Here is a 12,897-nt window from a genome sequence, read left to right as displayed (position 1 = left end):
TTTTGTTCGGATTCAAATAAGATAAGCGCTTAAGTGTGTTTTGAGAAACTTTAAGATTTAGTCGATTGCTAAGAACTTTCCGAATTGTAAGAATTTGCTTGGCGACCTTAGCGCTGTGGACCCACCTGATCCCTTGCCGAACTCAGAAGTGAAACGCAGTAGCGCCGATGGTAGTGTGGGGTTTCCCCATGTGAGAGTAGGACATCGCCAGGCTTTAAATAGCATAATGCTGAATAGACACTGCGGAGTGGTAGTTCAGTTGGTTAGAATACCGGCCTGTCACGCCGGGGGTCGCGGGTTCGAGTCCCGTCCACTCCGCCATTATTAAGAAAACCTGAGTCTAGCGACTCAGGTTTTTTTTCGTCTGAGCAAAATGAAACCTACGAATTTATGAGTGATGATATGCACCGCAAGACGCCGTGGATCCCTCCATGGAGGCTTGATCATAGCGTCCATGCTATGGACACTTGCTCAAGCAAATCACCACTCACTAACAGTTATTGGATGCCGGCCTGTCACGCCGGGGGACGTGTTGCTCTCAAGGTGTTAGAAAGTCCCGTCCACTCCGCCATTATTAAGAAAACCTGAGTCTAGCGACTCAGGTTTTTTTTCGTCTGAGCAAAATGAAACCTACGAATTTATGAGTGATGGTATGCACCGCAAGACGCCGTGGATCCGTCCATGGAGGCTTGATCATAGCGTCCATGCTATGGACACTTGCTCAAGCAAATCACCACTCACTAACAGTTATTGGATGCCGGCCTGTCACGCCGGGGGACGTGTTGCTCTCAAGGTGTTAGAAAGTCCCGTCCACTCCGCCATTATTAAGAAAACCTGAGTCTAGCGACTCAGGTTTTTTTTCGTCTGAGAAAAATGAAACCTACGAATTTATGAGTGATGATATGCACCGCAAGACGCCGTGGATCCGTCCATGGAGGCTTGATCATAGCGTCCATGCTATGGACACTTGCTCAAGCAAATCACCACTCACTAACGGTTATTGGGTGCAGGCCTGTCACGCAGAGGTTTAAGGTTTTTCCTTTAAAAAAGTAGACGAATCAATAACTGATTATTTACATTGCAATTTATTATGTACCTATCGCCAACTTTCAACTTTCAACTTTCAACTTTCAACTTTCAACTTTCAACTTTCAACTTTCAACTTTCTAGCGATCTATAGATATAAAAAAACCTCAGTCAGAAACTGAGGTACATAACAATAAGGGGGATGTTATTAATTGATGTTGCGTATTTATTATTGTAGGAGAGAAATCTGTAATGTGTTGATTTGAGCCAACAGCCAGGTGACGGCAAGTAGATCTGCGCTGCCACCGGGGCTTATATTTCGTTGAATAAGTTGTTCGTCAAACTCAACTAATAATGACTCAATATTCTCGTTACTGCTGCCACCCTGGTTTATCAATCTTCTTGAATACGTTTGCACGTAAAAGAGACCTTCTAAACCGCCGCGGGCAACAACATTGGTGTCAGAGTTAATTGCCATTAAACTTAACAGAGATTGCCATAGTGCTTGTTCATGAGAGTAGCCTGTGAGGATGGCATCTTCATAACTTGGCAGTCCATGTTTCATTATGGTGGCGTACCCAGATTCAGCTTCACCTCGAATACCAGTAAGACCATGATCTTGATATAACCGTTCACCAGCTGAAACTGCAGTTGATTTTTTCTGTTTTAACTCATTGTGAGTTAAGCCACGTGTCATCGTTGCAATTGATTCACTGATGGTTTTAGAGTAGATAGAGCGGTTATTACCCGTAAGCCAACCCACGACGCCACAGACTAAACCTAGTGAGAAGATCATACCTTTATGGGTATTGATCCCGTCAGTTGCCATAAACATATTACGTTCACAGGTAATTCCAATTGGTCGTAAATGGTGCAAAAGTGACGATAAATCTTCCTGCCTATGCTCATAACCTGTTTGCACAAACTGTGCTAAAAAAGGGTTAATCGCATCAGCACTCTTTTCGAAGGTAGTAATATCCATATCACTGTGTGACCCATTGGACGTCACATCAACTAGTCCCGGTTTAGGGGTTAAATTGACTTCAACCAACATAGAATGGTAAGCAAGGTCACCAATAACTTTCGACAGTTCAGTCGGTGTTAACTTCCAGTTACTATGTTGTGGAGCACTATCTACAAGAAGACTTATCGCCGAATTATGCATGAGTAATCATCTCTTCCACTTTAGTTAATAAATCATCAACGGTATGTGCTCTTGAACGTATGCAAATCACCGCTTCTTCATCACACACTAAGCATTGTCTTTTTTTAATGCCGAGTCCGTTTCTGCTGACGATTTGACCATCAATATTGATGACATCAAGATCCATTAATCGACCAAGTTTATGAGTATGTTCAATCCTCATCATAGCTTGCTTTAATTGGGTAACCGTTTCAGGTTCCACAATGAAGATCGCTTCTTGGCCAGTATTCTCATGAATAATTTGGCGTGTTAATACAGGCCAGCTATTGCTTGAGCATATCTCTGTAATGGCAGAAATACCTTGTTCAAAAATCGTATTGCTCATTGAACTGATTTTATTTCTGCCTGGCATATTGATGGTGAAAGAGATCAGTGGCAAAGAGTATTTATCTAACCAGACTCTTTGTCTTTTCACTCGTGCTTCTTTATTTTCAAGAATCTCACATAAACCAACGGGTATATTAGGATTGTATGTCATCTTTTACCTGCCTTATGCAATCTATTATTGAACCGTCACGGTAGTGAACTAATCCAACAACACGATCGGTAAATTCAATTGGCTTAGGCGTGCCAGTAATCATAAGTGCTCTATTTTTAAGTGCTTCAATACTTAAAACTGGTAGCCCTGCTTTTACAAGTCTCTCTTTTAGCTCTTCACGACGTGGGTTAACGGCAACTCCTTGATCCGTTACTAGAACATCGATGCTCTGTCCAGGCGTGATTACATTAGTGACGCTTTCTACTACTGTTGGGATTCTGCCACGTACCAGTGGAGCGACAATAATAGAAAGGTTAGCTGCTGCTGCTGTATCACTATGACCACCTGAAGCCCCTCGTAATACACCGTCAGAGCCAGTGATTACGTTAACATTGAAATCAGTATCAATTTCTAATGCACTTAAGATCACAACATCTAAACGGTCAACAGCGCAGCCTTTTGATGATGGGTTTGCATATTGATTTGCAGTGATTTCAATATGGTTTGGGTTACGCCCGAGTGATTCAACCGCTTGAATATCAAAACACTGAACATCAAGTAGTGTCTCAATTAACCCTTTTTCATGTAGGTCAACCATGGTTGAAGTAATACCACCAAGACCAAAGCTTGCTTTGATGTTCTTCTCTACCATGCTGTCTTCTAAGAAGCGAGTTACAGCAAGAGATGCGCCACCTGAACCGGTTTGAATTGAGAATCCATCTTTGAAGTAACCCGAGTTCTCAATAACAGCAGCGCCCTGTTTCGCGATTAATAGCTCACGAGGGTTTTTAGTTAGACGAGTTGCACCACCACCAATTTTACTTGGGTCGCCAACTTCAGTAACCGTTACAATGCTGTCTACTTGATCTTGGCAAATTGACGCAGGGTGGTTCGGGAACGCAACGACTTCTTCGGTGAGTAAAACAACGTGTCTAGCATGGTCAGCATCAACGCGAGCATAACCTAGTGAGCCACAGCGTGATTTACCGTGGAAGCCGTTTGCATTACCAAACTCATCACTACATGGAACACCAATGAAAGCGACATCAATTGAGATTTCTCCCGTTTCCACCAGATGGACACGACCACCATGTGAGTGAATGTGTACTGGGTTTTCAAGCAGGCCGTGAGAAATTTCATCGGCTAGTTTTCCACGCATTGCAGAGGTGTAGATTTTAGTGATAACACCGTTCTTAATGTGTTCTACCAGTGGAGCATGACACTCACTGACTGAGCTAGAGGCAAGCGTTAGGTTTTTGAAGCCCATTTCTGCAATCTTAGCAACCACAAGGTTAATCGTCTTATCACCATCGCGGAATGCGTGGTGGAAGGAGATGGTCATTCCATCGGTTAAACCAGAGTTAGTTATTGCAGACTCTAGGTCATCAAACAGTTTACGGCTCTTCTTTTTTACTTCATCCGTTAGATGAGGTGTGGTCGCGTTTGCGTCTGTAAAAAGAGTAGTATTAGAATCAATAAGATCCTGTGGGATGTCTCTATTTAGTGTATTAGTAGTCATGACAAACCTTATTTTTTAATTCCTGTTTGAGCACGCTGAAGAGTCCAGTGAGCACGTTCAATTATTGGGCTATCAACCATTTTCCCGTTTAGAGAAATAACGCCTAAACCTTTTCTTACGCCTTCTTCTGCCGCTTCAATGACCGCTTGTGCGTGATCCACTTCTGCTTGAGTTGGTGAGAATATGTTATGAACGATTTCAATTTGAGATGGGTTGATTAACGATTTGCCATCAAAACCAAGTTGCTTGATTTGCTCAGCTTCTTTAATAAAGCCTTGTTCGTTATTTACATCAGAGTAAACCGTGTCAAATGCCATGATTCCAGCTGCACGAGCGGCTTGTAGAATTGAGCAACGAGCGAATAGAAGTTCAATACCGTTTGGAGAGCGTTGAGTTCTTAAATCACGGACATAATCTTCAGCGCCCAGCGCAATACCAATTAAGCGTTTTGATGAGTGAGCGATTTCGACTGCATTATTGATACCTTCAGCACTTTCAATAGCAGCAAGCATTTTGGTGCTACCCACTTCACGACCACACTGTTGTTCAATCTCTTCTATATGGCGCTCCATATCAATAACATCTTGAGCACGGTCTGTTTTCGCTAAACGCACTACATCAGCACCACCGCGAACAACAGCTTGCAAGTCTTTAATACCAAACTCAGAGTCAATTGGGTTAACACGTACAACGGTTTCAATATCTTGATAAAGAGGGTGTTGAAGCGCATGAAATACGAGTAATCTTGCGGTGTCTTTTTCTCGAAGTGCAACAGAATCTTCTAGATCAAACATGATCGCATCAGGCTTGTAGATGAATGTGTTGCTAAGCATAGCGGCGCTAGCCCCAGGTACAAATAACATGCTACGGCGAAGTTTACTCATGATAATTGGCTCCAATTTAGGTTGTCAGTTTCGTCTGAAGCTCTAAGCGCAGCAGCTTGAACTCTCGCTTTTATTACACAGTCGAGAGCACCTTTATCATCAACCACAACATGGGCCTGGGTGACACCCATTGACTCAAGAGTATTTCTAATGGTTGCTTCGATCTCCTCTCCAAATTGTTTTTTAACAGAACTGTGTAATTCAACAGTAACGATGTTTTGACTATTTGGACCAATTCGAATCAAAATATCACTTGATTCTAAAGTTCCTGCTAGAGCTTGCTGGACAATATTCATGTATGAACCTTGTTATTTATTTGCGTAATTTATCTGTAGTGGAGTCACGTCATAAGAGACGCTGTGGAGCAATAGCTCTTACGCCGCTACATAACTGTTGGTAATAAGTTTTGACATCGTATCTTTCTTATTGTGGAACTTACAAATGTGGTCATAAGTACTTTCCGGTACGAGTCTTTGTACTTCTGGTAAGTTACCCTGCGCTAACAGAGCTCTCACACGAGATGCAGAAATAGGGACTTTATCTACGGAGATTCTTTTAATTTCACAGTAGTTAATTGGCGTGCTAGAGATCTCTTTAGTATTTAGCCAGAATTCCATCTGTTCATTATAGAAATTAGTGACGGTACAGAAAGGCTCCGTACCTACAAAACGATCAGTTATACCCAACGCTGGAGCGATATGATTTCTAAATAGCTGCAGGTCAATGGCAGTATGGCAATAATCGATCATTCCGCGCTCTTTTATGAAGTAGCTTGGAAAGGTTGCTCTAGAGATCATGTAGTCAGAACCATGGTGAATGGTGACATTCTCAATTTCGCTGATCCCCTCTTTGATCATGGCTAAACGTTCATGGAAGGAGAAATAAGAACGGTCTGCTCGAACAATGAATAGGTGTAACCAATCACAGGATTTTGCCGCCTCTCTTACAAGGTATTGATGGCCGAGAGTAAACGGATTGGCATTCATGACTATGCTACCAATTTTCTCGCCTTCTTTACGCTGGGCTGCTAACTCATTGCAGTATTCATTAATTCTATTACTGCTGTTCTCCATCAAGGTCACTTTGTCATTGACGGATGCAATTGGAAAAAAACCTGCTTGGCTAAAGGTCTCTTCATTTTCTGGTTTGGTAAAGAGGAAAAGATTAAATTGCCCCATTTCATAGGCAAAATTTACCAATTCAGTGAGAAGCTTTAGTGAGAAGCCATGACCCCTTAGTTTAGGGGAGATATTAATTGACTTAAGCACATTACCAGCCAAACCACCGCAACCTATGATCTCTTGTCCACTACGAGCAATTAAAAAATATTCGACATCATCATCAACGCTCAAGTTTGCATCTTCAAGAAACTCAATGACTTGCTGCATTTTTAATTCGTTGTTTGCGTTTATTCTTGAAAAATCATATGTATCGAACATAGTTGTGGGCCTTAATCAACGTTTGATGAAATTATGCGCTTTAGTGAGGCGAAAAAATGGATGTTCCTCACCTTTTTCAACTGCGTTTTTGGTATAAATAATTTTAATGATTTTATTTATTAACTTATTGATTTTAATCATATTAAATTAAAACCTTTAAAATTAATAAAGCGAGTTAAAGTTGCTTCGTTGAATGACAATTATCACAAAAGAGTTTTCAGATATTGTTTACATTGTGTAATGAGCTCATAGCCACTTTCGATTGGCTGTTTGAGCACTTCTTAAGACGATTAAAGAATTTCTGAATACCTATTTTTAATAGTTGAAATGAGAAGTAAGCGAAATGTCAGTTGGCATTGCGTATTCGTCTATTTATGTTGTGGGGCTATTTGTAGCATCACTCATCTTATTGGTTGGAGATAAAATGGAGCAAAGTTCACTTTTTTTGGAAGGCGTGAATTTAATGATGTTGGGTATGGGGTTTGTAGCAACATTTTTAACCCTACTTGTTGGTGCTACAACGGTTATGTCAAGAGTAGCCCAAAGATTCGTTGTACCCGTTGAGCCAAAGCCATCGTTAAAGCAGCCCAAAACACAAAGCACTGATGACACCACTTTAGTTGCTGTATTAACTGCCGCTATTCATCATCATAAAAAAAGCCTCTAGGAGAGAGTAGATGTCAAAGATTATTAAGCCTGTCGGCATTACCGACGTTGTATTAAGAGACGCTCATCAATCACTGTTTGCAACTCGTCTTCGCATTGATGATATGTTGCCTATCGCTAGCAAACTCGATGAAATTGGATATTGGTCCCTTGAAAGCTGGGGCGGCGCGACATTTGATTCTTGTATTCGTTACCTAGGTGAAGATCCTTGGGTTCGTTTGCGCGAATTGAAAAAAGCGATGCCAAAAACGCCACAACAAATGTTACTGCGCGGACAAAACCTGCTTGGTTACCGTCACTATGCCGATGATGTTGTTGATAAGTTTGTTGAGCGCGCTGTTGTTAATGGCATGGATGTATTCCGTGTTTTTGATGCAATGAATGACCCTCGTAACCTACAACGTGCTATTTCAGCAGTTAAAAAGCAAGGTGCTCACGCTCAAGGAACTATCTGCTATACCACTAGTCCGGCTCACAACTTACAGTCTTGGGTAGATGTTGCTCAATCATTAAGTGAAGATGGCGTTGACTCAATTGCCATTAAAGATATGGCGGGTATTTTAACGCCATACGAAGCGTACGATCTCGTGAAAACCTTGAAAAGTCAGGTAGACGTTGATCTGCATTTACACTGCCACGCAACGGCTGGTCTAGCAGACATGACGCTAATGAAAGCCATCGAAGCGGGTGTTGACCGTGTTGATACGGCTGTCTCTTCAATGAGCTGTACCTATGGACACCCTGCGACAGAATCTGTAATTGCAATGCTTGCCGGTACTGAGCGTGATACTGGTTTAGACCTTATCAAGGTTGAAGAAGTGTCGGCTTACTTCCGTGAAGTTCGTAAAAAATACGCAGAATTTGAAGGCCAATTAAAAGGCACTGACTCACGTATCCTTGTGGCTCAAGTTCCTGGCGGCATGTTAACTAATATGGAAAGCCAATTAAAGCAGCAGAATGCAGCGGATAAATTGGATGAAGTATTGTTAGAAATCCCTAAAGTAAGAGAAGACCTAGGTCACTTACCATTAGTGACTCCAACCTCTCAAATTGTTGGAACTCAAGCGGTTATCAATGTATTGATGGGTGAACGTTATAAAACAATCACTAAAGAGACAGCCGGCGTCCTAAAAGGCGAATACGGCAAAACACCTGCTGCAGTTAATGCAGAGCTTCAACAGCGTGTGCTTGATGGCGCAGAAGCGATTACATGTCGTCCTGCTGATGTTATTGATGCCGAAATGGAATCTTTAGAGCAAGAAGTTCTAAAAGAAGCGGCAGAAAAAGGCATTACTCTTGCTGATGACACGATTGATGATGTATTGACCGTGGCGTTATTTACTCAGGTTGCTTGGAAATTCCTTGAAAACCGTGGCAACCCAGACGCCTTTGAACCAGTACCAACTCTTGAGTCTGCGAAAAAAGCACTGCAAGGCAGCTCAGAAGATCAAGCGGGTGTTTACACCGTTAAAGTTGAAGGTCAGAGCTATGTTGTTGAAGTGAATGAAGGTGGTGATATTACACAATATGCTGCTATGACTCCTTCTGCTCAGTCAGGTTCTGGGTTAGCTTCTGCAGCTCCAGCTGGCGAGGGTGAGCCAATGGATGCACCTCTAGCAGGAAATATCTGGAAAATTATAGCTAAACCCGGACAGCAAGTCGAAGAGGGAGAAGTTCTTCTTATCCTTGAAGCGATGAAGATGGAAACAGAGATTAGAGCACCAAAAGCAGGCGTTCTTCAATCGATGGATGTATCTGAAGGCGATGCCGTTCAAGTTGGCGACCAACTGCTGTCGATAGCATAAGAGGTAAAAATGGATCAGATATTAGCGCTTGTAAATGATTTCGGCTTGTTCCACTTACAGTGGGGACAAGCGATCATGATCATCGTTGGCCTAGGTTTACTCTACTTGGCCATAGTTAAACAGTTCGAACCTTTATTATTAGTACCGATTGGCTTTGGTGGCATTCTGGCTAACTTACCAGATGCTGGTTTAGCCATCTCAGCCGTTGAAAGTGCGCTGCATGCAGGTAAACCTGAAGTGCTTGCAGCATTTAGTAACGTCCTTGGTGCTGCTGAGTCTTCAGCTGCTGCATTAAAGGAGTCACTGAAATTTGCGACGCCAAGCCAACTTGCTGAAATCAAACTGCTTGCTCAAGAGTTTAACTACTCTGATGGCATGTTATACGTTTTTTATAGTGTTGTGATTGCAACGGGTATTGGCCCACTTGTTATCTTTATGGGTGTTGGGGCAATGACCGACTTTGGTCCGCTATTGGCTAACCCTAAAACGCTACTGCTTGGTGCTGCGGCTCAGTTTGGTATTTTTGCAACGGTATTAGGTGCACTTGGACTTAGCTCTCTAGGTATTATGGACTTCAGTGTCGCTCAAGCTGCTGCTATTGGTATCATCGGTGGTGCTGATGGTCCAACGGCTATCTACGTTTCAAGCATGCTTGCTCCTGAGTTACTGGGTGCGATTGCGGTTGCAGCATACTCATACATGGCGCTGGTTCCAATGATCCAGCCGCCAATCATGAGAGCGCTTACTACCGCAGATGAACGTCAAATAACTATGTCACAGTTGCGACCAGTAAGTAAGGTTGAGAAGATCTTTTTCCCACTGATGCTGCTGATTTTGATTGCGATGTTATTGCCTTCTGCAACTCCGTTACTTGGCATGTTTTGTTTCGGTAATATCATGCGTGAGTGTGGTGTTGTTGAGCGTTTATCAGACACGGCTCAAAATGGTCTTATTAATATTGTTACCATTTTCCTAGGTCTATCTGTTGGTTCTAAGCTTGTTGCTGATAAGTTTCTTCAGCCACAAACTATCGGAATCTTAGTATTGGGTATTGTTGCATTCTGTATCGGTACTGCGACGGGAATCCTGATGGCTAAGCTTATGAATAAGTTCAGCAAGCATAAAGTTAACCCATTAATTGGTTCTGCAGGTGTATCTGCAGTACCGATGGCAGCAAGGGTATCAAATAAAGTTGGTTTAGAGGATAACCCTCAAAACTTCTTATTGATGCACGCTATGGGACCTAATGTCGCAGGTGTTATCGGTTCAGCGGTTGCCGCTGGCGTGATGATCAATTATGTTTTAGGTAGTTAATGTGTGATGGTCAGGATCTTTATAGATCCTGATCAACGTTTCCTTGCTATGCAACTGATAGTATCGTAACTATAATTGATTAATTAGTTACTACTATCTATCTGCAAGGTGAATGTGTTGTTTCAATGGTTACCCGATAGAATCTACTCAGGTTTGTCTTTCAAAACTCGATTACTGTTATTACTATCATTAGTGGTTAGTGTGCAGCTCTTTTTTATCGGGTACATCTTTCATATAACGTTAAGCAATACGATTCAACAGCAGGTCGGCACCCGTGCCATGGTTCAGGCTCGTGAGATTGCGAGTGATTATGAACTTATCGAAGCTGTTGATAACGACCATCGTCGAGTTGTTCAAAGCCTTATTGACCGTTTATCTCCTTATACTGATGCTGACTATATTGTTGTTGGCAATAATGATGAAGTTCGTTTAGCACACCCTAATCCGAGCAAAGTTGGATTACAAATGGTGGGAGGAGACAGTTCTCGGGCTCTTAAACTGGGCGAGTCCTATTACTCCATTCGCAAGGGAAGCTTAGGTTTTGCGATACGTGGTAAAGCACCTATTTTTTCATCGAGCAATGAGATTATTGGTGTCATCTCTGTTGGCTACTTACTTGATAGTATCGATACCTGGTTCTCTTTCTATCTCCAACCCGTTTTTTTCACGCTGTTATTAACACTGCTTATTTCATTTATTGGTGCGTGGGCGTTTGCAAGACACATTAAGCGGCAGATGTACGATATGGAGCCCAATGAAATTGCACTCTCATTGCGTCTTCAGGAGTCTGTTTTACAAGCGGTGTATGAAGGTATTATTGCCGTTGATAGGCAAGGAAAAATCGTCACTGTAAATAAAACTGCACTCAGTATTTTAGGAATTAGCTATTCCCCACAATATCTTATTGGTCGTATGGTCAATGAGTTTGTAACACCAGCTTCTTTTTTGCTGTGCCACCCATCGAGTGACAATATTAATGATGAAGTGATCAATTTAAATGGTGAGACGCTCATTGCCAGCCGTGTTGCGATTATTGATAACGGTGAGCATTCAGGTTGGGTGGTCAGTTTCAGAAGGCGTAATGATATTAATACGCTTACGCATCAATTAACTCAAGTACGTCAATTTACAGAGAATTTCAGAGTTGTGACGCATGAGCATGCAAACCGGCTGTCAACCATTAGTGGTCTGATTCAGATTGGGGAGTATGATCAAGCGTTAAAAACGATTCGAAGTGAAACAGAAAATCAGCAACAACTGATTGATTATGTCTCCAATACGTTTAACTGTCGCATTATTGCTGGCTTACTGCTTGGGAAATATAGCCGAGCACAAGAGCTGGGCTTAAAATTGGAATTTGAATCAACCTGTTTACTTCAATCTGAACCTGTGAATATTTCATCGAATGAACTCGCAGCCGTGATCGGAAACCTATTAGACAACGCGTTTGAAGCAACATTAAAGAATCCCAATAGCAACAAAACGATCGTTCTCTTAATTACAGACATTACAGATGAGTTAGTTGTCGAAGTCAGTGATAATGGAGCAGGTGTTGATCTTGATAAAGTTCACCTACTGTTTGAAAAAGGGGCGACGAGCAAAGAAGAAGATGGGCATGGTATTGGTCTGTATTTGGTTCACCGTTTTATCACAAACGCTGGTGGCGTGGTGATCGTAGACGAAGCTGAACCGCTCGGAGCAATATTTTCACTATTTGTACCAAATAAGAGATAAATAATATGGATATGATAGATGTACTTATCGTTGAGGATGAAGCTAATATTGCCGAGCTGCATACTCAATTCCTCCAACAAAGCTTTCGATTTAAACCGGTAGGAATCGCAAAAAATTTAGCGGAAGCTAGAAATATGATCCGTTTACTGAAACCTCAATTGATTCTTCTGGATAATTTTCTTCCAGATGGCAAAGGGATCGATCTCCTTAAAGAGCAGCTAGGTACGAAAAATAGTTGTGACATTATTTTTATAACCGCAGCGAGCGATATGGATACAGTGAGGGAATCGGTACGTAGTGGTGTATTTGATTACTTACTAAAACCGATTGCTTACGATCGATTACAAGATACGCTCAACCGTTATATTAAATACATTAGCTCTATTAAGGCTAATGATAGTGTTAATCAGCGTCATGTAGATTATCTATTTAATTTTCAAGCTCGCGATATGGAGAGTTCTAATTTACCAAAAGGTATTGATGAATTAACCTTAAATAAGATAAGAGAAGTGTTTAGCGTTGAATCCTCATCGAATACTGCAGACAGTTTAGGTAAACAAATTGGTGTCAGTAAAACGACAGCAAGACGCTATTTAGAGTATTTTACTGCCAGCGGTTTTTTAGAAGCAAAAATTGAACATGGCCGCGTGGGAAGACCGGAGCGAGTTTATTATAGAGCAGAGCATGACTAGTCCATTTTTGAATGATTAAATTCATATGCTACCAGTAAGCTACTGAATTTTCTCTCTATATACGGGGGTATTAGAGGGGAGTTAAATATGTTAATCTTAGGTTAATAAACATTTCCAATCAAAAAAGATTAGCTTC

At 41.7% G+C, this 12,897-nt stretch carries 11 protein-coding genes, 1 tRNA gene and 1 rRNA gene; 7 read left to right on the top strand and 6 right to left on the bottom strand.

Translation table 11 applies throughout. From position 1 onward, the window contains the following. Positions 1-97 precede the first annotated feature (97 nt). Both rrf and L4C32_RS18615 read left to right on the top strand, forming a co-directional pair. Positions 98-213 (top strand): 5S ribosomal RNA (gene rrf / locus L4C32_RS18620). A 31-nt stretch (positions 214-244) separates the two neighbouring features. Then, positions 245-321 (top strand) — tRNA-Asp (locus L4C32_RS18615). Positions 322-1,255: 934 nt separating this feature from the next. Here the strand turns inward: L4C32_RS18615 and citG are convergent. The 6 genes from citG to citC all read right to left on the bottom strand — a co-directional run bounded on the left by citG (position 1,256) and on the right by citC (position 6,550). Further along, positions 1,256-2,191 (bottom strand): triphosphoribosyl-dephospho-CoA synthase CitG, encoded by a 936-nt coding sequence (gene citG, locus L4C32_RS18610; protein WP_428198395.1) that lies wholly within the window; start codon positions 2,189-2,191, stop codon positions 1,256-1,258. Beyond that, the gene (citX, locus tag L4C32_RS18605) at positions 2,184-2,708 is read right to left on the bottom strand and encodes a citrate lyase holo-[acyl-carrier protein] synthase (protein ID WP_428198394.1); all 525 of its coding nucleotides are present in this window, start codon (positions 2,706-2,708) and stop codon (positions 2,184-2,186) included. The genes citG and citX overlap by 8 nt, the downstream gene beginning before the upstream one ends. Then, on the bottom strand, positions 2,692-4,227 hold the full coding sequence (citF, locus tag L4C32_RS18600; protein WP_428198393.1) for a citrate lyase subunit alpha: 1,536 nt from the start codon (positions 4,225-4,227) through the stop codon (positions 2,692-2,694). Before citF ends, citX begins: the two co-directional genes overlap by 17 nt. A gap of 8 nt (positions 4,228-4,235) precedes the next feature. Beyond that, the gene (citE, locus tag L4C32_RS18595; protein ID WP_428198392.1) at positions 4,236-5,111 is read right to left on the bottom strand and encodes a citrate (pro-3S)-lyase subunit beta; all 876 of its coding nucleotides are present in this window, start codon (positions 5,109-5,111) and stop codon (positions 4,236-4,238) included. Then, entirely contained in the window at positions 5,108-5,407 is a 300-nt protein-coding gene (gene citD / locus L4C32_RS18590) for a citrate lyase acyl carrier protein (protein ID WP_428198391.1), read from the bottom strand. Before citD ends, citE begins: the two co-directional genes overlap by 4 nt. A gap of 78 nt (positions 5,408-5,485) precedes the next feature. Continuing rightward, entirely contained in the window at positions 5,486-6,550 is a 1,065-nt protein-coding gene (citC, locus tag L4C32_RS18585; protein ID WP_428198390.1) for a [citrate (pro-3S)-lyase] ligase, read from the bottom strand. A gap of 343 nt (positions 6,551-6,893) precedes the next feature. Between citC and L4C32_RS18580 the strand changes: the two genes are divergently transcribed. From L4C32_RS18580 to L4C32_RS18560, 5 genes are all read left to right on the top strand, one after another. Then, a complete protein-coding gene (locus tag L4C32_RS18580) occupies positions 6,894-7,217 on the top strand; it encodes an OadG family protein (RefSeq protein ID WP_428198389.1) in 324 nt (107 codons plus the stop codon). A gap of 10 nt (positions 7,218-7,227) precedes the next feature. Beyond that, on the top strand, positions 7,228-9,021 hold the full coding sequence (gene oadA, locus L4C32_RS18575) for a sodium-extruding oxaloacetate decarboxylase subunit alpha (RefSeq protein ID WP_428198388.1): 1,794 nt from the start codon (positions 7,228-7,230) through the stop codon (positions 9,019-9,021). A 9-nt stretch (positions 9,022-9,030) separates the two neighbouring features. Beyond that, a complete protein-coding gene (locus tag L4C32_RS18570) occupies positions 9,031-10,335 on the top strand; it encodes a sodium ion-translocating decarboxylase subunit beta (protein WP_428198387.1) in 1,305 nt (434 codons plus the stop codon). A 108-nt stretch (positions 10,336-10,443) separates the two neighbouring features. Next, entirely contained in the window at positions 10,444-12,069 is a 1,626-nt protein-coding gene (locus L4C32_RS18565; protein ID WP_428198386.1) for an ATP-binding protein, read from the top strand. Between the two features lie 5 nt (positions 12,070-12,074). Then, a complete protein-coding gene (locus L4C32_RS18560) occupies positions 12,075-12,761 on the top strand; it encodes a response regulator (RefSeq protein ID WP_428198385.1) in 687 nt (228 codons plus the stop codon). Positions 12,762-12,897 lie beyond the last annotated feature (136 nt).

This window comes from Aliivibrio kagoshimensis, assembly GCF_050337105.1.
GTDB classification, from domain to species: domain Bacteria; phylum Pseudomonadota; class Gammaproteobacteria; order Enterobacterales; family Vibrionaceae; genus Aliivibrio_A; species Aliivibrio_A kagoshimensis.
This window is presented reverse-complemented; position numbering and strand designations above follow the sequence as displayed.

Coding starts and splice junctions, on each gene's coding strand:
- citG (WP_428198395.1), bottom strand. CDS start 2,191: ATGCATAATTCGGCGATAAGTCTTCTTGTAGATAGTGCTCCACAACAT.
- citX (WP_428198394.1), bottom strand. CDS start 2,708: ATGACATACAATCCTAATATACCCGTTGGTTTATGTGAGATTCTTGAA.
- citF (WP_428198393.1), bottom strand. CDS start 4,227: ATGACTACTAATACACTAAATAGAGACATCCCACAGGATCTTATTGAT.
- citE (WP_428198392.1), bottom strand. CDS start 5,111: ATGAGTAAACTTCGCCGTAGCATGTTATTTGTACCTGGGGCTAGCGCC.
- citD (WP_428198391.1), bottom strand. CDS start 5,407: ATGAATATTGTCCAGCAAGCTCTAGCAGGAACTTTAGAATCAAGTGAT.
- citC (WP_428198390.1), bottom strand. CDS start 6,550: ATGTTCGATACATATGATTTTTCAAGAATAAACGCAAACAACGAATTA.
- L4C32_RS18580 (WP_428198389.1), top strand. CDS start 6,894: ATGTCAGTTGGCATTGCGTATTCGTCTATTTATGTTGTGGGGCTATTT.
- oadA (WP_428198388.1), top strand. CDS start 7,228: ATGTCAAAGATTATTAAGCCTGTCGGCATTACCGACGTTGTATTAAGA.
- L4C32_RS18570 (WP_428198387.1), top strand. CDS start 9,031: ATGGATCAGATATTAGCGCTTGTAAATGATTTCGGCTTGTTCCACTTA.
- L4C32_RS18560 (WP_428198385.1), top strand. CDS start 12,075: ATGGATATGATAGATGTACTTATCGTTGAGGATGAAGCTAATATTGCC.